This window comes from Myxococcus eversor, assembly GCF_010894455.1.
In the GTDB taxonomy this organism is placed as follows: Bacteria; Myxococcota; Myxococcia; order Myxococcales; family Myxococcaceae; genus Myxococcus; species Myxococcus eversor.
In genome coordinates, this window is sequence record NZ_JAAIXY010000004.1 from 319,118 (window position 1) to 341,449 (window position 22,332).

Here is a 22,332-nt window from a genome sequence, read left to right on the forward strand (position 1 = left end):
GATGTGATGGTGTCGATGAACGTCGAGCCTGGGGGAGTCTCGGAGGCGGAGGTCGCGGTGCCTCGCGAGCAGGCGGAGCAGGTGCTGCACGAGCTCTGCACTCGTGGCGAGTATGGGGCGGCGGTGGAGCTGGCCATGCGCACCTATGGGCCGGAGCTGCGGCGACTGATGGCGTCCGTGCTCCACAATCCGGAGCTGGCGAAGGATGCGTTCGGCCTGTTCAGCGAGAACCTGGTCAAGGGGTTGCCGGGCTTCCGGTGGGAGAGCTCGTTCCGGACGTGGGCGTACCGGCTCGCGCGCAATGCCTGCTACCACCAGCTCCACTCTCCGTCCCTGCGCGAGCAACCGGTGAGCGAGCCCGCGGCGAATGAGCCGCAGCGGCACCGCACGGACACGCATCCCTGGCAACGCACCGCCGTGAAGGAGCGCTTCCGCGCGCTGCGCGAGCAGTTGGAGCCACAGGAGCGGATGCTGTTGATGCTGCGCGTGGACCAACGTCAGCCGTGGACGGAGATTGCCCGCGTCATGGTGGAGTCCGACGAGCCGCTGACACGCGATGCGCTGAACCGACGGGCCGCGGCGCTGCGCCAGCAGTTCCAGCGCGTGAAGGCGCGCCTGCGGACGCTCGCCATCGAACAGGGCGTCATCTCCGCCGAGAGCGTGGAATCGGCGGAGTGACGTGGAGGCTCATGTCGTCCTGGGGGCTGGTGCCTTCGAGCGCGTGGAGTCGGCGGAGTGACGCGCGGGCTCAGGTCGTCCCGGGGGCTGGTGCCTTGTAGACGCGGAAGCGCGTCACGGCTCGATAGCCCATGCGGGTGTAGAGGGGCTCGCCGGCCTCGGTGGCGTGGAGCACGGTGCGCTGGATGCCCCAACCGTCCCGGGCCTCCTGGAGCGCGCGCCGCATGACGAGCTCCGCCGCGCCGACCCGTCGGTGCTCGGGCGAAGTCGCGACGAGCGAGACGTACGCGACGCCCTCCACGCGGGTGACGACGGTGCTGCTGGCGGGCGCATCACCCAGGCAGGCGACGAAGCCCCGGGAGTCGGCGTGGTAGAGGCTCTCCACGTCGAACGCCTCGCGGCCCGTCTCGCGGGACACGTCGTAGGATTGGGCGTTGATGTCGGCCACGGCCTGCCGGCCCCAGGTGTCCTGGACGGGGCGGACCTCCAAAGAGGGCAGGGGGCGCACGGGCTCCGTGAGCTGGTCGCACACCATGCCGGAGAGGACGGCGAGCGGCTTGAGCTTGTACCAGGCGAGGATGGACTCGGCGCGCTCACGCACCTGGGGCGCGAGCCAGTCGTCCGAGACGACCAGCGTCCACGCGTGCCTGCCCGTGGCGAAGTAGCGCGCCGCGGAGGCGACGGAGGCCGCCAGGGACTGCTCGGTTTCAGCGGGGGCGCGCAGGAAGGCCGCGTTCATCAGGGCCCACGAGACGTGGCTCGCGGCGATGTAGATTTCGGGGCGCTCGACGACTTCTCCCGAGCGTGCCCCCAGCGCCATCCTCCGCCACGCGCCTCGAAATTGCGCATGGGACTCGTCGATCTCTGCCTGCGTCGCGGAGTGCATGGAGGGTCTCCAGGGAAGGGGTGGACCGCCGAGTGTACCCCACGTGCCCCGCATGGAAACGCGGGGCCCCTGAATCCATCCATTTCTGTTCAGCGCGCCGCCACACCGCGCATCAACGGCCGGGCCTTCTCCAGCAGCACGAGGAACTCCTCACGCTCCGCGTTGCCCACCGGTGTCGACCCGCGTGCGATGTCGCGCACCATCTCCAGGCTCCAGTTCTCCGCGTGGGGGCTTCCGCGAAGCAGCTCCGCCGCGCCCATCACCGCCGTCGCGAAGCGCAGGTCGACGCTGGCCGACTTGAACGTGCCCGCGAGCGCGCTCGCCAGGAAGGGATAGGCCCGCTCGGAGGCATTCACGCCGCGCGGCTTCTTCGCGCGCACTCGCACCGTGGCCAGTCCCGCGCCCGCTCCGGGCTTCAGCTCCACTTCGTACAGCGCGGTGACGGTGTGGCCGGAGCCCAGCTCGCCCGCGTCCACCTTGTCGTCGCGGAAGTCGCGGTCCGCGATGTTCCGGTTCTCGTAGCCGACGAGGCGATAGCGCACGACCTGCTCGGGGTCGAAGTCCACCTGGAGCTTCACGTCCTGCGCGATGACCTCCAGTGTGCCGCCGAGCTGCTCCTGGAAGATGCGGCGCGCGGCCATCAGGGAGTCCACGTAGAAGTAGTTGCCGTTCCCCTTGTTCGCGAGCTGCTCCATCGTCGTGTCCTTGTAGTTCCCCATGCCGAAGCCCACGGTCGTCAAGGTGATGCCTTCCTTCACGTGGCCCTGGATGGTCTTCAAGATGTCCTCGTGCGACGTCCTGCCCACGTTGGCGTCGCCGTCCGAGAGGACGATGACGCGCGAGTAGGACGCCCCATCCAGCGTCTTCATCGCCTCCTGGTAGGCCAGCTCGATGCCGGAGCCCATCGCGGTGGAGCCTCCCGCGGTGAGGTCCTCAATCGCGGCATGGATGAGGGCCTTGCGCTCCAGGCCCGTGGGACCGAGCACCCGTCGCACGTTGCCCGCGTAGGTGACGAGCGCCACCGTGTCGCCGTCACGCAGGTTGTCCACCAGCATGCGCAGTGCACGCTGGGCCAGCGGCAGCCGGTCCGGTGAACCCATGGACCCGGAGACATCCACGAGGAAGGTGAGGTGCGCGGGCTTGCGCTCGGAGATGCTCAGGCGCTTGCCCTGGACACCCACGCGCAAGAGGTGCCGATTCGGAGTGAAGGGCGACGGGGCCGCGTCCATGTGCACGGCGAAGGGGCCGTCGCTCGGCATCGGGTCCGGGTACGTGTAGCGGAAGTAGTTGAGCAACTCCTCCACGCGCACGGCGTCATGCGGTGGCAGCGCCCCCTCCATCAGGTGTCGCCGCGTCATCGTGTACGAGGCGGTGTCCACGTCCACCGCGAAGGTGGAGAGCCGGTCCTCCGCCGTCGTCACGAAGGGATTCACGTCGGACTTGCGCGAGCGCTCCGAGTCCGGGGTGGACGGCTTGTCCTCCAGCGACGTGTCCTTCTTCCCCTGCATGTGGGCGAGGCTCGGATGCACTCTGACGGAACCCGTGTAGCCCGAAGGGGCCTTGGCCGAGCCGACTCCGGAGCCGTAGCTCATGCCGCCCGCACCGCGGCCCCTCGTGCCGATGGAGCCAATGCCAGGGCCAGGGCCCAGCTTGCCTCCAAGGCCACCGCCGCCGCCCGCGCCGGTGCCGAATATCCCAAGGCCGACCTGGGCCTTGTTCTCCTTCGCGGACGGGGCCGGGGTCGTCGGCGCGGCGGCCGCTGGCGCTGGCGCAGTCTTCGCGGGCTCGGACTTCATGACGGGCGGTGCGCTGGCTTCGAGCGCGTGGGCCCCCTTCGTGTCTCCTTGTGCCTTCGCCATCACGGGAGCGCTGTTGCCGTCCTCGCTCGGGCGGCACGCGAACATCGTGCTGCCCACCGCGAGTGCACACACGACACCCGTGACGGCCCTGGGGTTCCGCCTCATGCCCTGCCTCCGTGTCTTGGAATCGCCGCCCACCTCCGACAGCAGGCGGGCGCGAAAGGTTCCGCGCGTTCCCGCCAGACGCAGCCGCGTCACGTTGGGACGCCAGGGCCGTGGTCGTCGGGGACCCTTGCCCGCACGAGGTGTGTCTCGTGCCGGTACGCTCCTTGCTCAAGGCGATGGCCCAAGGGTGACGACACCATGTTGATCTTCTTGCGAACCAACGCCCAGGCCGACGCGGTCATCACGACGGCCAATCCGACCATCCTCCTCGCGGACTACACGGCGACCTATCCCAGGGTGGGGAACGGAGCCCGAGTTGTCGTCCCCTGGTACTCCATCGACGCGGACCCCGTGGTGTTTGGAACGCGCCTGCTCACCGTGGCGGCGGCGGACCCCGTGTGCCGCGCGCTCATCGCACGCGCCACCACGGTCTGGGGCCTGGACTTCTCCATCAACGCGGGAGCGTTCGTCACGGAGGAGGTCCAGAACAAGTATCTGAAGCTGCTCAAGGTCTGGCTGAGCCCGCTGTCGGGAAACCTGGGCAGTCGCAACGCGCATCGCTCCGACGTGGATGAGCAGTACACGCGGCTCTGGAGCTTGCACGGCCTCAATCAGGGCACGCTGCGCAACCTGGTGTTGCTGCCCTTCTTCAGCGAGCTGAACGTCGCGGGCCGGAGAGATCGCATCCAGATCTACCGCAATGTGACGGAAGCGGCCCGCGCGCTCGTGGGTGAGGTGACGACCTGGCCCTCGCGCACCATCGAGAAGATCTCGGTGTTGTCACTGCTGCGCAGCCCGGGGTTGGGAGCGCACCAGCGGCAGATGCTCTCCATCGTGGCCACCGGACTGGCCAACGGCGCCATCGCGGCCAACTACACCATGTGGGAGTACCTTCCGTACTACCTGCGGGGCGTCCCGTTGGAGCCCACCGACACGGGGACGGCGCAACCTCGCGTGCTGGGTGCCCTCCATGATTGCCTGAACGACGCACCCGACACCCGGGCGGTCGCGGATCCGGGGTTGATTGCCGCGTTCCAGGGCCTGGCGGCCGGCGCGGAGTACCGCCGTTGGCGGATGCTGCCGCCGGTGGCGCGGTATCAGGTGTTGATCAGCGACCTGGCGCGCATCCTTCCAGGAGGCAAGCAGCACAGCCCCCACATCCGCGTGGAGTTCGACCCGCTCACGCTGGGTGGACTGCCCGGCAACATCGCTGGCTACGACGGGTGGCCGGTGGCGATGCGCGTCCATGCGGGCGCGACGCCCCACGACCCAGGACAGGCCTTCCCCTTCTCCACGGGGTGGACGCGCAACGAGTACTGCTCGAACGTCGTCTCGTCGAGGTTGATGCTCGCGCCGCTCTACGCGGGCACGTCCGGCCACAACCAGGGACGCATCAGGGCGTGGCTCTCGTTCGTGCCGACCTTGCCCGCGCTCGCCAACATCCCGTTGGGGCTGGTCATCTCCGCTGGCTACTCCGTGCTCTGGCGGCTCTACTACGACAAGCGCGTGAGCGGCTTCCACACGCTGTTCGAGACGTTCCAGGGCTCGCATGCCGACGACACAGTGCGTGACTTGAGTGCCATCCCCCAGGTCGCCGGGGACGACGTGTGGAACGCCGCGCTGAACCGCTCACGCAACGGCAGGACGCAGGTGCGTTCGTTCTGGCGAGACTGCCTGGAGCTCTACAGGCGGCAAGGTCGCAATCTCGGCCGCGAGCTCAAGGTGCAGGCGGCCCAGGCGCGTCAGTTGGTCCTCCGGGCCTGCCCGGGCGCGGTCATTCCCCGGTGGAGCACGACGGGCGACGTGGACCGCACGGGAACCGAGGTGGACGTCTGGGCTGGCGACAGGAACGAGGAGGTCCTTCGCGAGTACGAGGTGTGGCGGCGTCTGACGGAGGGCGAGGCCGTGCCCCGGCTCGTGGGCGGCTCGTCGATGAACGCCGTCGTGCTGCACCAGTCGCAGGCGCCCAGCCTCCAGCCCGGACAGCGCTTGACCCTCCAGGCGGATATCGCCGCCGCCATTGGCGCGCAGAGCTACCTGGGCGACTCCCAGATGAAGAAGCTCTTCCACAAATGGCTGGTCACGAACGCCTCCGACAAGACGACCGACGAGGAGGAGAAGAGGAAGCGCGACGACGAGGTCCAGAGGATCCGCTCGTTGTTCGATAGCCTCGCCCAGGGGAATGCCGGGCCGACCTTGGCGATTGCCGACCCGTCCCAGTCTCTTCCTCCCATCACGGACGAAGGTCACGTCTGATTGGCCATGCGCGTACCGCCCCTTGCTCCCGATGCGACGTCCGCCGTGCTCGTGCTCGACGACGGGGGCGAGGAGGCGCGCCTGTTGCGCACGACGACTCGGCCTCCGGACATGGAGGGGGTGGACACATCAGGGCTCGCGGAGCTGAGGTGCTCGGGAAGCGCGCAGCTCTCCGTGGCGGGCTTTCATGATTTGGTTCGGCGACTCGAGGGCGTGAATGCCGAGTCGCTGTACGTGTTCGATTTGCGCCAGGAGTCGCATGGCTTCCTGAATGGCGCCGCGGTGAGCTGGTACGCCGAGTCCAACTGGGGCGCGGCGGGGCTGTCCGACGAGGAGGCCCTGGCGTTGGAGGCCGGACGGCTGCGGCTGCTCGCGCGCTCGCGGACGGCGCGGGTGGGGGATGCCGCCACGGTGAAGCGCCGGGAGCCCCTGGTCTCCACCGAGTGGGAGTGTCGCGAGGTCCACGATGAGGCGCGCGCCTTCGAGCTTCCACCGGAGCGCTACGTGCGGCTGCCCGTCACGGACCACACGCGGCCTCGCGACGAGACGGTGGAGCGCTTCATCCAGAAGGTGCGTTCGCTCGACGAGGGAGCGCACGTGCACCTGCACTGCCGGGGAGGCAAGGGGCGCACCGCCACGTTCATGTGCCTGCTGGACATGCTCCACAATGCGGGGCGGCTCTCGCTGGAGGCGCTGCTCGCGCGCCAGGCGCGACTCGGTGGTTATGACCTTCGCAAGGAGGCGGACCCCACCAGCCGGAAGGCCCCGTACATCGCCGAGCGCCGGGCCTTCATCGAGCGGTTCCACGCGTATGCGCGGGAGAACCCTGGCGGCGCTCCGCTCGGATGGTTGGCGTGGCTTGCTCGGCGGCCCTTGAACCCCGAACACAAAGGCTGAGCGGTGATCTAGGGTCCGCCGCATGACGCAGGCCGTTTCGGACGCATGGACATTGCCCTGGCGGGGGCTGGGGCTGAGCAGCAACCTGAGCGCGGCGGACGTACCGCAGCCCTATCGGCTGCTGGATGCGTCACCGGGCCTCTTCGACTTCGTCGAGTACAGCGCGCCCTTGTCCCTGGACGAGGCGCGCGCCCAGGCGTCGTTGTTCCCCGAGATGTGGAGCCGTCGCGCGGACGTGCCCGTGCTCTTCCATCCCGTGCACCTGAATCTCTGGGGGCCGGAGCTGGAGCCCGCCTCCGTGCTCCAGGATTTGGACGCGCACGCTCGCGCCGTGGGCAGCCCGTGGGTGGGCAATGACGTGGGCTGGTGGCACGTGCGGGGACAGCCGTTCCCGGGCTACCTCTACATCACGCCGCCCTTCAACGAGGCGGGGCTCGCGGACTGCGTGGCGCATGCGCTCCATGTCCAGTCGCACCTCTCCATGCCCCTGGTGCTGGAGAACCCCGCGGTGCTGGCGCGACGAGGGGAGTGGCACGTGCTCGACTTCCTCGCGAAGCTGCATGCGCGCACGGGCCTGCCGCTGCTGTTGGACCTGGGCCACCTCTTCAGTCACCAGCTCGCCTCCGGGTTGCCGCTGGAGTCGGGGCTGGATGGCTTCCCGCTGGAGCAGGTCGTCGAAATCCACATCGCGGGAGGCGTGGTGACGCGGCGGGGCGCGCGCGGCTTCTACGTCGATGACCACACGCAGCCGGTGCGCGAGGAGCTGTTCAAACTATTGGAGTCCTTGCTACCGCGTTGTCCCTCGCTGCGCGCCGTCACCTTCGAGGGGGATGGTCATCCTCCCGAGGTGGCCCAGGTGTCGCTGCGCCGGCTGCGGGCGATGATTCCCTCGGGGGAGCGCGCTCCGCTGCGCCTTCGCGCCCCCGAGCCGCGCGCGACTCCGCCGCTGACGGAGGAGAGCCGGCCGTGGGAGCTGTTCGAGGCGGGCCACGGCGGGGTCCCCACGGGTGTGACGGAGGACCCGGAGGGGACGCTCGCGGACCAGGACTTCCGCCTGGCCGTGGTGGCGGAGACGCTGGACAAGGACTGGCCGCTGTCCAGGCTGCTGCTGGCGGGCACGCGCGAGGACCTGGTGGCCTTCACCAGCTCGCGCGAGTACCGGAGCCTCTTCGGCGGGGGAGGGCGCTCGCTGGCGCAGACCTTCTCCGCCTGGGCGATGCGGCGGCTGCGCGAGCGGCCCGACGACGGGGCCTCCGCCGCGCTGAGCCTGGAGATGATGGCACCCACCGCGTTCATGAAGTCGGTGCCTGGCCCGGGCCCGGGCCAGGTGGGGCTCGCGGACGACGTCCGGCCGGGGAGCTTTCCGGCGGACCTGTCCGAGCTGCTCTTCGCCTCCCGGGCCGTCCGCCGGCACCTCACAGCCCGTGCGTGGGCATGTGGGGAGTTGGAGCTGTCCGGATTGGAGGCCCTGGCGCAAGTGGCTCGGCGCCCAGGGGTGGCGGCCTGGACCTACGCGGTGCGGCGCAAGTCCCCGGGACATGAGCTGTTGAGCGTGTCGCGAGGCCTGGCGGAGCTGCTCCGGGAGCTGGCGTCCCGGCCTCGGGAGGCGGCGTCGGTGGCGCCGGCCCTGCTGGCGGAGGGGCTCCATCACCGGCTGATCCGCCTGGGTGACACCTCAGGAGTGGACCGACCCCTTGCGCCTGCCCGTCCGGTAGGGTAGTTCGCGCCGCAATGACGTCGTCACCCCTCGTTATCGGCATCGCGGGTGGCACCGCGTCCGGCAAGACCACCGTCGCGCGAAAGGTCCGTGAGGCGCTTGCCGACTGTCGCGTGGCCTTCATCGATCAGGACTCGTACTACAGGGACTTGAAGGACCTCCCCATCGCGGACCGCCGCGAGGTGAACTTCGACCACCCGGACGCGTTCGACACGGACCTATTGGTCAAGCACGTCCGGGAGCTGAAGGCCGGACGTCCCATCCAGAAGCCCGTCTACGACTTCGTCACCTCGTCGCGTCAGCCCCGCACCATGGGCGTGGACCCGGGGGACATCATCCTCATCGAGGGCATCCTCGTCCTGCACATGAAGGAAGTGCGCGACGAGATGGACGTGAAGATCTACGTCGACGCGGACGATGACCTGCGAATCCTCCGGCGCCTCACCCGCGACATCAAGGACCGGGGCCGCGACTTCGACCACGTCGTCAGCCAGTACCTGCGCCACGTGCGCCCCATGCACATGGGCTTCGTGGAGCCGTCCAAGCACTTCGCGGACATCATCATCCCGCACGGCGGCAGCAACGAGATTGCCATCAGCATGCTGGTGGGCGCCTTGCGCGGGAAGCTCTCCACGGCACAGCCCCGCGAGTAGCCGTCCTCAGCCCACGCGCCGCAGGAAGTCTCCCAGCGGCGAGTGCAGTCGCTCCGGCTCCGTCAAGAGCGCCCCATGGTCTCCGGGGCCGGGCAGCTCCACCATCCGCGCGCTCACGCCCGCGGCGCTCAGCAAGTGGTACGTGTCACGCACCCGGCTCACCGGCGCCAGCACGTCCGAGCTTCCCGCCAGCAGCAGCACCCGCGCGCGAATCTGCGAGAAGCAGTCCGCCACGTCGCAGCCCGCATAGGCCGAGCACAGCGTCGCCCACGACGAGGCATCGAAGGTGTCGGCGAAGGACTCCGCCTCCGCGTCGAGCGCGGTCCGCGCCGCTTCGGCGTCAGCGAAGTGCCGGGACAGGTACTCCCGTCCGTACAGCAGCTTCTGGAAGTCCAGCCGCAGCCGCCGCATCGTCTTGCGGGGCCAGGCGTCCGGCTCGTACAGGCCCTCGCGGAAGTCCGGGTCCGCGCGGAGAAGCTGCCACGCCAGTCCCAGCTTCTCGCGCACGCCCTCCGGGAGCGCCCTCGCCGCGCCGATGGCCACCACCGAGTCCGACAGCTCGGGGAAGAGCGCGGCCAGTCGCAGCGCCACCTGGCCCCCGAGCCCCACGCCCACCAGGCCCCGGACGCGGTTCAACCCTCGCGCCCGCAGCAACGCGGACACCCCGCGCGCCATGTCGAGCACCGTGAGGGGCGGCAGGTTCAGCCCCAGTCGCTCGCCCGTCTCCACGTCCACCGTCGCCGGTGAGGTACTCCCGAAGGGACTGCCCAAGAGGTTCGGGACGATGATGGGCATGATGTCCGGGTCCAACGGACGCCCCGGGCCCACCAGCTCACGCGCCCAACCCGCATGCTGATACGCGGAGTCCTCGACGGGCCCCAGCGCCTGGTGCGAGTGAGATAAGTCGTGCAGCAGCACCACCGCTTTGCCGTCGCACGGTTCCCCGTAGGCCTCCCAAGCCACCTGGGGGTTGCGCAACAGCTCTCCCTCCTCCAGAGGAAGCAGCGAGTTGAACAGGTGGGTGCCGGTGGCCTGGATCACGTTGGGGAATTTTCATATCACTGCCTGCTCCACCGCACAGGAGACTGCCGCTTGAAGCGCTATTTCGGAGTCATTGTCCTCGTCGCTGGTGTGCTGCTGGGCGCCATCATGAGCTACCGCACCGCCACGGCCCGCACCAAGGAGGCGCAGCGCGAGGCGGACGTCCAGCGCATCCACGCCGACTATCTGGAGCGAGTCTCCTGGATGCGAGTCAATCCGGACGACAACGCGTATCGCGAGGAGCTGAAGCCCTTCTTCAAGAACTACTTCGAGCAGGTGGATGACCACCTGAAGGCGTTCAACGGAAACAAGAACTTCGACAACTACCTCCAGGAGGTTGAGAAGCGCGCGGAGGCGGGCAAGGACGAGCGCGCCGGAGACCGCAAGGCGTTCTACGACTACACGCGCAAGGTCTTCGACAGCCTGCGCGAAGGGCGGTACCGCCCGGTGTGGACGGCCACGGACAAGGGCATGCGCCTGGATGTGGTGTCCTCGGACGTCATCATGGTGATGGGCAAGCCGCAGGTGCGGTTGCAGCTCGCGCTGTGGGGCGCCCAGCGGTCGCTGAAGGACGAGGGCAAGGTGCGCAAGATGATCACCAGCGCGACCTTCGACACGGTGTGGAAGCTGACCGACGCGAAGGGGAAGCTGTTGGGCGAGATGCGCGGCGCGGACCCGTCGATGAAGATCGACCACCCGGAGCGCTTCATCGCGGAGTTCCCGCCGCAGATGGTGCTGGGCCACTACGACCTGGACCTGATGCCCCTCGAGGTGGCGAAGCTGGACATGACCATCAACATCACCTCGCGCGCGGCCTCGGGCGGTGACGCCACGGCCACGTACGTGTGGAAGCTGGACGTGCCCTCGGAGTGGAAGCTGGGGGCGGGCGAGACGTGGGAAGGCGCCACGCAGGAAGAGCGCCCCGAGGACGAAATCGACCCGAGCAAGAAGGCCGCCGCGAACTAGCGGCCTTCGGGAGGAGGGGGCGCGGAGGTCTTCGCGCCCTCACTCCACGACGGTGAAGTGGGAGCCGAGCCGGTACGCGGACAGCGTGCCGGTGTCGTCCAGGAAGTAGAGGTTGAGGCGCACGTCCGCCTGAAGCGCGACGAGCCCCAGCCCCGCGCGCACCTCCGCCAGCACCTGGCCCCCGCGAGGGTCCACCGCGCGCACCTTCTCGCCCGCGAGCAGCGTGACGCCTCGCGCGGTGCGTGCCGGCAGCGCGCCGATGAGCGGCTCTCCAGCGGCACCCACGCGCCAGTCCACCGTGCCGGACGAGGCCACCCGCGCCGCCGCGCCCGAGGCGCTCGTCACCACCACCGCGCGCGGCATGGGCGCCAGCGCATAGGGGCCGGGCCCCAGGTTCAGGGGCCGTTCCCACACCCGCTTCCCCTTCGCGTCCAGGCACAGCAACATGCCTTCGCGCTCCCGCTCTCCGGCGATGAACACGCGCGAGCCCACCGGCAGCGGCGCCGAGGGGTGGGTGAGGTTGGGCTCGTGCGTCCACGCCGCCTCGCCCGTGTGTGCGTCCGCCAAGAGCAGGGCCCAGTGCGAGCCGCGCCCGAGGAGCGCCAGGAAGCGCCGTCCCCACGGCACGGGGGCCCCATGGAAGGGCATGGGCGCGCGCATCCGGTAGCGCACCTGTCCGTCCTCCAGGTCCAACCCGTAGACGTAGCCGGAGTCCGTCGTCACCAGGGCGCGGTGTCCCTGCGTCGTCAGCCAGCTTCGCTGCGTGCGCGGAGGCGCGAGCCGCCACACCTCGCGGCCCGTGGCCTCCGCGAAGGCGACGACGGTGCGGTCCTCGGAGAGCGTGAGGAGCAGCCCGTCCTTGCGCAGGAGCAGCGGCCCCAGGGGGATGCCGTCATGGTCATGCAGCCAGCGCGCGCCCGCGCCCCGGCCCGTGAAGCCGTACACGCGTGACAGGTCCGCCGCCACCGCGTGCCCGTCCGCGGACGCCGCCACGCCCAGCGCCGCCACCCGCTTCCACAGCCTTGAGCCGTCCTTGCGAGAGAAGGCCACTGTCGCCTGGGGTGAGCAGCACACCGGGCCGTGACGCCCCAGCAGCAGCCGGGACTCCTCCGCGTCCTCCAGCCCGCGCTGCTCCCACAGTCGGTCGAACCGCAGGCGCCGCAGCCGACCGGGCACCTTGAGGGGCTTCGATACCCCCAGGGGCGTCCGCGTGCGCTTCTCGCGCGCCGCTCCGGTCTGCTCCGGGGGCGTCACCGCGCCTCTCAGGTGGGACAGACCCTCGCGGCACCGGTCAGCCAGCTCCACGAGGTAGGGGTTGCTCACCTGCGCGCGGTCCTCCTCCGCGAAGGTGGCGGCGAGCGCCTCGCCCAGGTGGAAGAGGGCCGTGGCCAGGGACGTCCCCGTCAGGGAGAAGGGCGTTCCGGTGCGTCCGGTCCGGGCCTTGCCCGTCTTGAGGTCCAGCAGCAGGGGAGTCCGGGCGCCCGCGGGCTCCAGCTCGAAACGCGCCTCGCCCAGTTCGACGGCCCGCGTCAGCTCCACGGCCTGCCGCGACAGCTCCAGCACGGTGAGGAAGGGCGGGGCCTGCACCTTCCAGGCATCGGGCCGGCCGGGCAGCGCCAGCCACACCTCGCCCGCGCCCAGCAGGGGGGCCAGGGTTCCGGACGCGCCGCGCTTTCCTCCTTCACGGGTGGCTCGGGCGCCGGAGTCCTTCAATTCGAAGCCGAAGCCGGGGGTATCCGGCGGCTCCACCCGCTTCACGGACGGGCGGGCGGGCTCTTCGTCCGGGGGCCTCGCCGGGCGACCGAGCTGCTTCAGGGGCTCCGCCAGGGCCTGGGCCAGGGGGCCCGAGACTGATTTGGGCGCCACCCGGGTGACGTCCGACAGGAAGCGGGTGCCGGTGCCCCGGACGGCCTCGGTCAGCTCCGCGGCGTCTACCCGCACGGGGGGCCGCATCAACCGGGCGGGTCGGGCGAGGCTCGCCACCAGCAGCTCCACCTCCGGGCCGACCCTGCGGAGCACCAGCTCCAGGTGGGCCTCCGCCAGGGAGACCTGGGCCATCCCCCGCCCGCCGATGTGCAAGGAGGCCACGGCGCGCACCAAAGCGGGAACGACTTCTGCTAAGGACTCCTCCACCGCGCCGGACAGCAGGTCCACTCCATCCAGTTCCAGTGCGATGGAATCCAGCGGGGAGGCCGAGGGTTCGCGTTTCCAACGCTGTCCGATGCGTATGCGGGTCATCTTCGGTTCGTTGACAAGCCAGTTTACCGATGGCTAGCATCCGCCGCCCATACGGACCTACATTTTTGTAACCGTTCGGAATTCTTGGGGAATACTCGATGACATTTTACGAGGCCGCGCTCCGAATCCTGGAGAGCGAAGGTCGTCCCCTCCACTTCCTTGAAATCACCGAGAAGTCCATCCAACAAAGCCTGCTCTCCCACGTCGGCAAGACGCCTGAGGTGACGATGCTCTCGCGTCTCGCCGCCATGGCGCGTCGCACGAGGGACCGCAAGGTGATTGTGACCGCGAAGGACACCTTCGCGCTGGTGGATTGGTCGATTCCCGAGGATGTGGAGGCCCTGGCGCAGACTGGCGTAATCGAGCCGAATCCGGAAGAGGACCTGCCACCGCTGCGTCCCGCGGAGCGGCATCCGGAGCCGCGCACGGACAATGTGCGTGCGGCGGGCAGAGGCAGCGAGCGCAAGCGTCGGAGGGACGAGGACGAGGATCGGGGTGGAAAGCGCAAGCGCTTCCCGCCGCTGCCCGAGGTGGTGTTCGAAATCCTCAGCGATGCCGAAGCCGGGCTGCGCACCGAGGTCATCATCGAGCGCGCTCGGAGCAAGGAGCTGTGCGCCGAGGACCTCACGGTGGAGGCGGTGCTCACGGCGCTGTTGGAGGACAACCAGCGTCGAATCGACGCGGGTCGCCGTCCGCAGTACGCGTTCGACAAGGACTCCGGAGAGGTGACGCTGGAGCGCGCGGGTTCGCCGAGCGAGGCTCCGTCGCTGGAGCTGCAGGCCGCGTTCGCGCAGGCGCTGGGCATTCCCCTGGAGGCCGGGCGGCCGGTGCTGGCCCGTACGGCGGCCGCGGCGGTGGCGGGCGAGCCGGTGGTGGATGCCGCGCTGCTGGCCACGCTGCGCACGTCGCTCAAGGATGCGCGCCGGGCCGTGGCGCGCGGGCTGCGCAAGCGCCTGGGCGAAGCGGACGTGGGCACGTTCGAGAAGTCCGTCGTCAAGATGATGCACGGGCTGGGCTTCCGTGAGCTGAAGGTGGCCAAGCGCTCCAAGGAAGGCCCCCTGCTCACGGCGCGCAAGCGCGAGGGCAGCGTGGAGCTTCGCTACGCGGTGCGCATGCTGAAGGGCGCGCCGGCCATCGACCGCAAGTCGGTGCAGGAGCTGCGCAGGGACTTGAGCCACTACTCGGCGCAGGTGGGCCTGTTGGTGAGCGCGGGCGATGTGCGCGGGGATGCGCGCACCGAGGCGCAGGCCAGCGGCTCGCTGGTGATGCTGTGGTGCGGCGACGCCCTGGGAGAGAAGTTCCTGGAGGCCGAGACGGCCGTCACCGTCACCCGGGTGGAGCTGTACGAGGTGGACGAGCGCTTCTTCGAGGCCGCGAAGCTGGACGCCGAGGAGGCCCAGAAGCGCCGCGAGGAGCGTCAGCGCGAGAAGCAGAAGGGCGAGGACGAGTCTCCGGAGGTCGCCGCCGCCGCCGAGTCGTCGGAGCGGCCGGAGCGTCCGCCCCGCGAGAAGCGTCGCCGGGAGAGGGATCGCGAGAAGCGCGAGGCCCGCTCGGGTGGCGAGGTGGAGGTGTCCTCCGAGGGTGCCGAGGCGCGAGCGGGCGGTGAGTCCGCGGCCGAGGGCCGGGAGAGCTTCCCCGCCGCGCCTGTGTCCCCGCCGCAGTCCACGGGTTCCGAGGACGAGGAGGGCGAGGACGGGGATGACGACGAGGACGATGACCTCGAGGCCGCCAGCGCCTTCGTGGGAGCGCGTCCGGAGGGCGGAGCCGCCGAGGGTGGCGATTCCGCGCAGGGTGACCGCAAGCGTCGCCGTCGTCGTCGTCGCGGTCGCCGCGGGCGTGGCAACCGGGCCACCGAGGGTACCGCCGCGGCTCCGGGAGAGGCCGGTGCCGCGCCTTCGGGCGAGGGTGTCGCCGCGGCTCCGGGCGAGGCGGGCTCCACTGCTCCAGGAGAGGCCGGTGCCGCGCCTTCGGGCGAGGGTGCCGCCGCGGCTCCGGGCGAGGCGGGCTCCACTGCTCCAGGTGAGGCCGGTGCCGCGCCTTCGGGCGAGGGTGCCGCCGTGACTCAGTCCGAGGCGGGCGCCGCTCCTTCGAGCGAGGGTGCCACGTCGTCGGGCGAGGCCAGTGCCGCGTCCCAGGGTGAGGCCAGCGCCGCTCCTACGGGAGATGCGGGTGGCGCTCCGGTCAGCACCTCCGAGAGCGGGGCTCCGGCCCTTCCTCCAGAGGTCGCCGAGTCCACGGAGGAGGGGCGTCCCGCGCCCGTCGCCGAGGCCGCGCCCAACGAGTCGCACCGCGACATCCCTCCGCCTCCGCCGGCCACCGAGTCGACGCAGGCGGGTGCGGCGCACGAGGTGCGAGAGGCCGCGCCTCCGTCGACCCGCGGCCCGTCCGAAGGGGGAGAGGGCTGACACGGTTCGTCGCGGAGGGTGGGATTGGCCGGCACGGGCTGTCTCCAGGTGTTAGCCTGGAGGAGCGATGAAGCCGGCCCTGATTCTCGCCCTCTGCGTCGTCCTTGTTGGCGCCTGCCGGTCGCAGGCGCCACGCTACCCGGTGGCGCCGGTGGACGTGTCCGGTGCCACGGTGCGGGACAACGCCCTGCTGGGTCTGGCGCCGGAGAGTGTCGCCACGCTTTTCACCCAGGCGTTGAAGTCCTCCCGTCGCTTCGAGCTGAAGGCGGAGGACGCTCCGCGCGAGGTGCGTCCCTGGCGGCTGACGCTGGACGTCCCCTTCACGCGCGAGGTGCTGAAGGACGGAGACCCGCGCAGCTTCGCCGAGGTGGGCGCCAACCTCGTGCTGGAGCGCTTCGGCGGTGAGTTGCCCCAGCACTACGAAGTCGTCGGCCTGGGCGAGGCGCCGGTGCTGGAGGACACTCCCGCCGGGCGACAGGCCGCCATGCGCACCGCGCTGGAGGCCGTGCTGCGGCAGGTGACGGACTCGGCGGCGCTGCAGCTCGGCGCGCTGGAGCGCACCGACGAGGTGTTGGTGCAGGAGCTGCGCGCGGACGACACGCGCATCCGCGAGTTCGCGTTGCGCACGCTGGCCGAGCGCCAGCACCCCGCGGCCGCCCCGCTGCTCATCGACCGGCTGAAGGAGTCCTCCGACGGGGACGTGCTGCGCAAGACGATTGGCGTGCTGGTGGAGATGAAGGCGCGCGTCGCGGTGCCCGCGCTGATTGACCTGGCGCGCGGGCGCGACAACGGCTTCGTGCAGGAGCTGGTCTTCGCCGTGGGGGAGATTGGCGGCCCCGAGGCGGAGGCATACTTGTATACGGTGGCTCAGGGGCATGACGCGCCCGCCGTGCAGGCCGCGGCGCAGCAGGCCCTGGAGACGCTCTACGCATCACGCAAGCACATCACCGCGGAGGCGCGTGGCCGGGACCACGCGGACTGACATCGAGATGACGCGTTCGTTCGCAGTGGGTGGCGCCGTCCTTCTGGGCGCCCTGGTGCTGGGCAGTGGCTGCGCGAAGCGCGTGGAGGCGGAGCCGGAGAAGCAGGCCGCGTCCGGCAGCGTGTCGGACTACTACCCGCTCGCGGTGGGCAACCGGTGGACGTACCGGGTCAACGGCCGCGCCGACAAGCTCGTCACCGTCGAAATCCTCAAGCAGGAGGAGGGCTACTTCCACGACAACCAGGGCGGCCAGCTCTCGGTGGACGCCTACGGCCTGAGGGACCCCAAGCGCTATCTGCTGCGCGGGCCCCTGGAGACGGGTCACGCGTGGACCAACGTGGTGTCCGTGTCCTCCACGGAGCGCTACCAGATTGTCCAGGCGGGCAGCTCGTGTGACACGCCCGCGGGCAGCTTCCCGTCCTGTGTGCAGGTGGAGGGCCGCAACCGGGTGGATGCCCAGGCCACGCTCATCAACACCATGACGTTCGCCCCGGGGGTGGGGATGGTGCTGCTGGAGACGGCGCTGGAGACCGCCAGCCAGCGCATCCCCCAGACGCGCCTGGAGCTGACGAAGTACGAGCTGGAGGGCAGCCGTCCCCCGGCCGCGAGCACCCCTCCCGCCGGCTGACCGCCGGGCCGGTGAACAGGGAAGGGCAGGCATCGGGGTGGGCGAGTTGAAAGCCCGTCCTCCGGTCCGTACCCTTGCGCCTCGTGCGAGGTGCCGCCGTGCCCGTGGAAACGACTGAGCAGACGCAAGAGGAACTCATCCTGGGGTTCCTCTCCGAGAGTGGTGACGACTACACCTCCGGCGAGGCCCTGTCGGGCAAGCTGGGCCTTTCCCGCACGGCCGTCTGGAAACGCGTGGAGGCGCTGCGGACCAAGGGCTACCGCATCGAGGCCATCCCCGCCCGGGGCTACCGGCTGGTGGAGGTGCCGGACCGGCTCACCTCGCTGGAAGTGACTCCGCTCCTGGATACGCATGACCTGGGGCGCACCCTTCACCACCACGCGGTGCTGGGCTCCACCAACGAGGTGGCCTTCCGGCTGGCGCAGGACGGCGCCGAGCACGGCGAAATCGTGGTCGCCGAGCAGCAGACCTCCGGCAAGGGCCGCCGGGGACGGGTGTGGGTGTCCCCACCGGGGCTCAACCTGTACTTCTCCGCCATCCTCCGCCCGGAGCTGCCGCCCCAGCGCGCGCCGGAGCTGACGCTGGTGGCCGCCGTGGCGCTGGCGGAGACGCTGCGCGAGTTCGGCACCGACGCCGCCATCAAATGGCCCAACGACGTCCAGATTGAGGGGCGCAAGGTGGCGGGCATCCTCACCGAGCTGTCGGCCGAGCCCGAGCGCGTCCACTTCGTCATCATCGGGGTGGGGGTCAACCTCAACTGCCAGGCGGAGCACTTCCCGGAGGAGCTGCGGGAGGTGGCCACCTCGGTGTCGCTGGCCCGGGGCGAGCGCGTGCACCGCGCCCAGTTCGCCGCCCAGCTCTGGACCCGGCTGGAGGAGTGGTTGGACCTGTATCTGGAGACGGGCTTCGACGCGGTGCGCACCCGCTGGAAGGAGCTGTCCTCCACCCTGGGGCAGGACGTGCTGGTTCGTACGGACCGCAACGAGCTGCGGGGGCTGGCGGTGGACATCGACCCCTCGGGGGCGCTGCTCGTGCGCACGGAGTCCGGGCAGGTGGAGCGCGTGCTGGCGGGGGACGTGGAGCAGTTGCGGCCCCGGCAGGCGCCGCGCACGCGGTAGGCGAAGGGCAAGTCGGTCCGCGACGAGGCACCTTCGGGGTAGAGTGCGGGTGTGATGCTCCTGGCCATCGACGTTGGTAACACCAACACCGTCCTCGGCGTGTTCGACGGCCGCAAGCTGCTCGACCACTGGCGGGTGGAGACCAGCACGCGGCGCACCTCGGACGAGTACGGCATCCTGGTGCGCCAGCTCTTCTCCCACAGCGGCATCGACGCGGCGAAGGTCGGCGCGGTGGCCGTGTCCAGCGTGGTGCCTCCGCTCCAGTTCAGCATGGAGAAGATGAGCGAGCGCTACTTCCGGCTGCGGCCCATGTTCGTCGGGCCGGGCGTGAAGACGGGCATGCCCATCCTCTACGACAACCCGCGCGAGGTGGGCGCGGACCGCATCGTCAACGCGGTGGCCGCGTACGAGAAGCACCGCTCCGCCATCATCGTCGTGGACTTCGGCACCGCCACCACGTTCGACGCGGTGTCCGCCCGGGGCGAGTACCTGGGCGGCTGCATCTGCCCTGGCATCAATATCTCCATGGAGGCCCTGTTCCAGAACGCCTCCAAGCTGCCGCGCGTGGAGTTCGCCCGGCCGCCGCACGTCATCGGCCGCAACACGGTGCACTCCATGCAGTCGGGCCTCGTGTACGGCTACGTGGGGCTGGTGGACGGCATCTGCGCGCGCATGCAGGTGGACCTGGGCCAACCCGCGAAAGTCATCGCCACCGGAGGCCTTGCCTCGTTGGTGGCCAGTGAATCCAAGGCCATCCACGAAGTGGACGAGCTCCTCACGCTCGAGGGCCTGCGCATCATCTACGGAAGGAACCACGCGACATGACCACCGCCGCCCCCCACAACATTCCGGCGCCGCCCCCAGGCTGTCCCTTCAACGCGGAGTTCCTGCCGCCCAACCTGCGCAAGCACGTGGACCCGGCCGCGCCGGTGCCGCTGCGGATGATGGCGGCCAAGTCGCTGGTGCCTCTCAGCCCGTCGGACATGCTGGGCGCGCTGTACATGCTGACGTTCGACCCGGACGCGGCCGTGCGCGAGACGGCGGCGAAGACGTCCGCGGGCCTGCCGGACCGGATTCTCGGCTCCGCGCTGCGCGACGAGGACGTGCAGCCCCAGGTGCTGGGCTTCTTCCTGGGCATCCTGAAGGAGAAGGACGCCTACGCGGAGATGCTCATCCTCAACTCCAACACGCCCGACGATGCGGTCGCGGCGGTGGCGCGCGAGTGCAGCGCGAAGCTGGCGGAGACGATTGGTCAGAACCAGCTGCGTCTCTTGCGGCACGAGGACATCCTGCGCAACCTCTGCTCCAACGCGCAGGCGCAGGTGTCGCTCATCGACAGCGTCTGTGACTTCGCGGTGCGCAGCGGCCTGGTGCTGGCGGACGTGCCGCAGATGAAGGCCGCGCGCGTGCGCCTGTTCGGACCGGAGGCCGCCGAGGCGCCGCCGGACCCGGGCCCCACCGCGAGTCAGGTCCTCCAGGAGCTGGGCGGCGAGGTGGCGGACGAGAACGCCGCGCCGCTGGAGGAGGGCAAGCGGCTGACGCTGGCGCAGCGGCTGATGAAGATGTCCATCGCGGAGAAGATCAAGCTGGCGACGCTGGGCAACAAGGAGGCCCGCACGGCGCTCATCCGCGAGACGAACAAGCTGGTGGCCGTGGCCGTCATCCGCAGCCCGCGAATCACCGACGGCGAGGTGCTGTCCTTCGCGGCCAACCGCGCGATGATGGACGACGTCCTGCGCGTCATCTACAGCAACCGCGAGTGGACGAAGAACATCAAGGTGAAGCTGGCCCTGGTGAAGAACCCCAAGATACCGCTCACCGTCACCATGAAGTTCCTCAACTCGCTGCGCGACAACGACATCAAGGACCTGAGCCGCGACAAGAACGTGCCCGCGGCCGTGCAGGGGTTCGCCAAGAAGATGTTGGAGAAGAAGAGCACGCCCAAGAAGACCGACGACAAGTAGGGGGCGGGGTGGGGGAGCCTTCCGGACGGGAGGCTCGACCCCGGTGTCACACCGCCCCGGGCACCAGGTGCTCCGGGGCGTTCGAGGTGCTTCAGGCCGCGGCTTCGTCGGCGTCGGCCACGGCGGAGGCGGGCTCCTCCAGGAGCTGCTGGGCGATGACGAGCGCCTTCTTCGTCTTCTCACGCAGCTTCTCGTCGTTCTTGATGCGCGCGTAGAGCTTCGTCACGCGCTCCTCGTTGCGGACCGCGGTGGCCTCCAGCTCGGAGATGCGCTTGCGCAGCTCGTCCGCCTCGTCCGCCGCGCGGGTGCCCTGCTCGGACAGCTCCGCCTGGGTCTGCTCCAGTTGGCCGCGCAGCTCCTCGGCCTCGCGCTGCGCCGTGTCCACCTGGGCGCGCAGGCCCTCGGCCTCCTCGTGCGCGGCCTGCACGTCCCCTTCGAGCTGCCCGGTGCGGTTGCGCAGCTCCTCCAGCTCGGCGTTGAGTCCGGCGACCTGCGCGGCCTGCTGATCCAACTCCTCCTGGACGGTGGTGAGCCGGGCGGCGGCGCCGCGCGCCTCTTCCTTGGAGGTGGCGAGCTGCTGGTCCACGCGCTTGCGCTCCGCGGCGAGCGTGTCCGCGCGCGTGGTGAGCGTCTTGATCTGCGCGTCGCGCCGGGCCATCTCCGACTCGGCCGTGCTGGACTTCTGCTCCAGCTCCAGGTGCTGGTCCTTCAGCTCGACGATCTCCTGGTCCTTCTGGTTCAGCTCCGTCTTCAGGCGCAGGATCTCCTTGTCGCGCTTGTTGACGGCGTCGCGCAGGGCGAAGGTGTCCTTGTCGTTCTTCCCGACGGACGCGCGCGCGGTCTCCAACTCGGTGGCCTTGCCCTCCAGCTCCGACTCCAGCTCGCGGACCCGGTCCTCGGCCTGGGCGGCCACGCCGCGCGAATCCTCGAGCGACGCCTGCAACTCGGCGACCTTGGCGCGCAGGTTGCGCAGCTCCGAGGCGTCGGCGGCGGACGTGACGGGCGCGGCCGGGGTGGCGGCCACGGGCGCGGCGGTGGGGCGCGAAGGCGTGGCCGGCGGGGTGCGCGCGGGCGGCGGGGTGGAGGGCTTCGCCGGCTCGATGACCCTCAGCGGGGGCGGCGGGGCGGCGGCGGGCACGGGCATGAAGCCCACCACCGTCTTCTCCGAGTCATCCAGCGCGTCCAGGGCGTCATCCGCGTCCGAGCCGAGCGCGTCCAGGCTGGAGAAGTCCTCCTCCACGCCCTCCACGACGGCGTCGGGCGGCGCCTCGACGGGCTCCTCGTCCACGAGCGCGACGGGCTCCTCCGGGTCGGGCGAGGACATGTCGTTGAAGGCCGCGTCCAGATCCAGCTCTTCTCCGGCGACCGCGGGCTCCTCGCCCGTGTCCACGGAGATCTCCTCGCCGAAGTCCGCCGTCATCGGCTCATCGCCGAGCGCGTCCAGGGTGAGGCTCTCGTCCACCAGGTCCTCGGAGACGGGCTGCTCCGGGAAGCCGATCAGCGCGCCCACGCGCTCCGTCAGGAGCTGGCCGTCCACCGGCATGGCCACGTACTCGTCCGCGTGCGCCTTCAGCTTGCGGTGCTGCGCGAAACCATCCGGGTTGCCGACGATGACGATGGGGACGTTCTTGAGGTCATCGTCCTTCTTCAGCTTGCCGCAGATGAGGTAGCCGTTCTGTCCGGCGGACAGCTCCACGGCCAGCACGACGAGGTCGGGGCGATCCCTGCGAATCTGCTCCACGCTGCCCTTGCCGTCGGCGGTGTCGTCCACCGTGAAGCCGCGTCCTTCCAGGACGGGCCGCAGCGTGGCGGCGAGGGCGGTGTCGCTCTTTTCGACGATCAGGATTTTCTTGGACATGTAGGAACGGCCCGACCTGGGTGCGGCGCGCGCGGGCGCCACGAGTGACGGTGGCACGCGAGGAAAGAAGTGCCATCGAGG

17 protein-coding genes are annotated in these 22,332 nt (G+C 70.2%); 12 read left to right on the plus strand and 5 right to left on the minus strand.

Annotated features, from left to right (window positions below):
• The first annotated feature begins 6 nt into the window (after window positions 1-6).
• Window positions 7-678 (plus strand): RNA polymerase sigma factor, encoded by a 672-nt coding sequence (locus tag G4D83_RS10735; protein ID WP_240356260.1) that lies wholly within the window; start codon window positions 7-9, stop codon window positions 676-678.
• Between the two features lie 70 nt (window positions 679-748).
• Here G4D83_RS10735 and G4D83_RS10740 read toward each other — a convergent pair whose 3' ends face one another.
• Window positions 749-1,564, minus strand: coding sequence for a GNAT family N-acetyltransferase (locus tag G4D83_RS10740; RefSeq protein WP_163864602.1), 816 nt, complete (start codon window positions 1,562-1,564; stop codon window positions 749-751).
• A gap of 89 nt (window positions 1,565-1,653) precedes the next feature.
• A complete protein-coding gene (locus G4D83_RS10745; RefSeq protein ID WP_240356261.1) occupies window positions 1,654-3,528 on the minus strand; it encodes a vWA domain-containing protein in 1,875 nt (624 codons plus the stop codon).
• A 198-nt stretch (window positions 3,529-3,726) separates the two neighbouring features.
• On the opposite strand from G4D83_RS10745, the gene G4D83_RS10750 reads away from it, so the two are divergent.
• Genes G4D83_RS10750 through udk form a run of 4 tightly spaced genes read left to right on the plus strand, consistent with a single transcriptional unit; the run spans window position 3,727 to window position 9,051 of the window.
• Window positions 3,727-5,784, plus strand: coding sequence for a hypothetical protein (locus G4D83_RS10750; protein ID WP_163864603.1), 2,058 nt, complete (start codon window positions 3,727-3,729; stop codon window positions 5,782-5,784).
• 6 nt (window positions 5,785-5,790) lie between these two features.
• A complete protein-coding gene (locus G4D83_RS10755) occupies window positions 5,791-6,681 on the plus strand; it encodes a phosphatase domain-containing protein (RefSeq protein ID WP_163864604.1) in 891 nt (296 codons plus the stop codon).
• A 22-nt stretch (window positions 6,682-6,703) separates the two neighbouring features.
• The gene (locus G4D83_RS10760) at window positions 6,704-8,401 is read left to right on the plus strand and encodes an MbnB/TglH/ChrH family RiPP precursor modification enzyme (RefSeq protein WP_163864605.1); all 1,698 of its coding nucleotides are present in this window, start codon (window positions 6,704-6,706) and stop codon (window positions 8,399-8,401) included.
• Window positions 8,402-8,412: 11 nt separating this feature from the next.
• Window positions 8,413-9,051 carry a uridine kinase gene (gene udk, locus G4D83_RS10765; RefSeq protein WP_163864606.1) on the plus strand — a complete coding sequence of 213 codons (639 nt, stop codon included), beginning with the start codon at window positions 8,413-8,415 and terminating at the stop codon, window positions 9,049-9,051.
• A 6-nt stretch (window positions 9,052-9,057) separates the two neighbouring features.
• Here the strand turns inward: udk and G4D83_RS10770 are convergent, their stop codons facing one another.
• Window positions 9,058-10,092: an alpha/beta fold hydrolase gene (locus tag G4D83_RS10770; RefSeq protein ID WP_163864607.1), complete on the minus strand. Its 1,035-nt coding sequence runs from the start codon at window positions 10,090-10,092 to the stop codon at window positions 9,058-9,060.
• Between the two features lie 51 nt (window positions 10,093-10,143).
• Here G4D83_RS10770 and G4D83_RS10775 point away from each other — a divergent pair, with 51 nt between their 5' ends.
• The gene (locus G4D83_RS10775; protein ID WP_205522607.1) at window positions 10,144-11,058 is read left to right on the plus strand and encodes a hypothetical protein; all 915 of its coding nucleotides are present in this window, start codon (window positions 10,144-10,146) and stop codon (window positions 11,056-11,058) included.
• Between the two features lie 39 nt (window positions 11,059-11,097).
• Here the strand turns inward: G4D83_RS10775 and G4D83_RS10780 are convergent, their stop codons facing one another.
• Window positions 11,098-13,296, minus strand: coding sequence for an outer membrane protein assembly factor BamB family protein (locus G4D83_RS10780; protein WP_163864609.1), 2,199 nt, complete (start codon window positions 13,294-13,296; stop codon window positions 11,098-11,100).
• Window positions 13,297-13,394: 98 nt separating this feature from the next.
• Here G4D83_RS10780 and G4D83_RS10785 point away from each other — a divergent pair, with 98 nt between their 5' ends.
• The 6 genes from G4D83_RS10785 to G4D83_RS10810 all read left to right on the plus strand — a co-directional run bounded on the left by G4D83_RS10785 (window position 13,395) and on the right by G4D83_RS10810 (window position 20,393).
• Window positions 13,395-15,701, plus strand: a complete 2,307-nt coding sequence (locus G4D83_RS10785) for an HTH domain-containing protein (protein WP_240356262.1) — start codon at window positions 13,395-13,397, stop codon at window positions 15,699-15,701.
• Between the two features lie 67 nt (window positions 15,702-15,768).
• A complete protein-coding gene (locus G4D83_RS10790) occupies window positions 15,769-16,683 on the plus strand; it encodes a HEAT repeat domain-containing protein (RefSeq protein WP_163864610.1) in 915 nt (304 codons plus the stop codon).
• Window positions 16,661-17,311 carry a hypothetical protein gene (locus G4D83_RS10795; RefSeq protein WP_163864611.1) on the plus strand — a complete coding sequence of 217 codons (651 nt, stop codon included), beginning with the start codon at window positions 16,661-16,663 and terminating at the stop codon, window positions 17,309-17,311. Before G4D83_RS10790 ends, G4D83_RS10795 begins: the two co-directional genes overlap by 23 nt.
• A gap of 98 nt (window positions 17,312-17,409) precedes the next feature.
• Window positions 17,410-18,429: a biotin--[acetyl-CoA-carboxylase] ligase gene (locus G4D83_RS10800; protein WP_205522608.1), complete on the plus strand. Its 1,020-nt coding sequence runs from the start codon at window positions 17,410-17,412 to the stop codon at window positions 18,427-18,429.
• Between the two features lie 54 nt (window positions 18,430-18,483).
• Window positions 18,484-19,254 (plus strand): type III pantothenate kinase, encoded by a 771-nt coding sequence (locus G4D83_RS10805; RefSeq protein ID WP_163864613.1) that lies wholly within the window; start codon window positions 18,484-18,486, stop codon window positions 19,252-19,254.
• Window positions 19,251-20,393, plus strand: a complete 1,143-nt coding sequence (locus G4D83_RS10810; RefSeq protein ID WP_163864614.1) for a hypothetical protein — start codon at window positions 19,251-19,253, stop codon at window positions 20,391-20,393. Before G4D83_RS10805 ends, G4D83_RS10810 begins: the two co-directional genes overlap by 4 nt.
• A gap of 91 nt (window positions 20,394-20,484) precedes the next feature.
• On the opposite strand, the gene G4D83_RS10815 is transcribed toward G4D83_RS10810, so the two are convergent.
• Window positions 20,485-22,251, minus strand: coding sequence for a response regulator (locus G4D83_RS10815; RefSeq protein ID WP_163864615.1), 1,767 nt, complete (start codon window positions 22,249-22,251; stop codon window positions 20,485-20,487).
• Window positions 22,252-22,332: the final 81 nt, after the last annotated feature.

Excerpts from the sequence above, each read along its gene's own strand:
- G4D83_RS10735 (WP_240356260.1), top strand. The coding sequence starts at position 7 with ATGGTGTCGATGAACGTCGAGCCTGGGGGAGTCTCGGAGGCGGAGGTC.
- G4D83_RS10740 (WP_163864602.1), bottom strand. The coding sequence starts at position 1,564 with ATGCACTCCGCGACGCAGGCAGAGATCGACGAGTCCCATGCGCAATTT.
- G4D83_RS10745 (WP_240356261.1), bottom strand. The coding sequence starts at position 3,528 with ATGAGGCGGAACCCCAGGGCCGTCACGGGTGTCGTGTGTGCACTCGCG.
- G4D83_RS10750 (WP_163864603.1), top strand. The coding sequence starts at position 3,727 with ATGTTGATCTTCTTGCGAACCAACGCCCAGGCCGACGCGGTCATCACG.
- G4D83_RS10755 (WP_163864604.1), top strand. The coding sequence starts at position 5,791 with ATGCGCGTACCGCCCCTTGCTCCCGATGCGACGTCCGCCGTGCTCGTG.
- G4D83_RS10760 (WP_163864605.1), top strand. The coding sequence starts at position 6,704 with ATGACGCAGGCCGTTTCGGACGCATGGACATTGCCCTGGCGGGGGCTG.
- udk (WP_163864606.1), top strand. The coding sequence starts at position 8,413 with ATGACGTCGTCACCCCTCGTTATCGGCATCGCGGGTGGCACCGCGTCC.
- G4D83_RS10780 (WP_163864609.1), bottom strand. The coding sequence starts at position 13,296 with ATGACCCGCATACGCATCGGACAGCGTTGGAAACGCGAACCCTCGGCC.
- G4D83_RS10785 (WP_240356262.1), top strand. The coding sequence starts at position 13,395 with ATGACATTTTACGAGGCCGCGCTCCGAATCCTGGAGAGCGAAGGTCGT.
- G4D83_RS10790 (WP_163864610.1), top strand. The coding sequence starts at position 15,769 with ATGAAGCCGGCCCTGATTCTCGCCCTCTGCGTCGTCCTTGTTGGCGCC.
- G4D83_RS10805 (WP_163864613.1), top strand. The coding sequence starts at position 18,484 with ATGCTCCTGGCCATCGACGTTGGTAACACCAACACCGTCCTCGGCGTG.
- G4D83_RS10810 (WP_163864614.1), top strand. The coding sequence starts at position 19,251 with ATGACCACCGCCGCCCCCCACAACATTCCGGCGCCGCCCCCAGGCTGT.
- G4D83_RS10815 (WP_163864615.1), bottom strand. The coding sequence starts at position 22,251 with ATGTCCAAGAAAATCCTGATCGTCGAAAAGAGCGACACCGCCCTCGCC.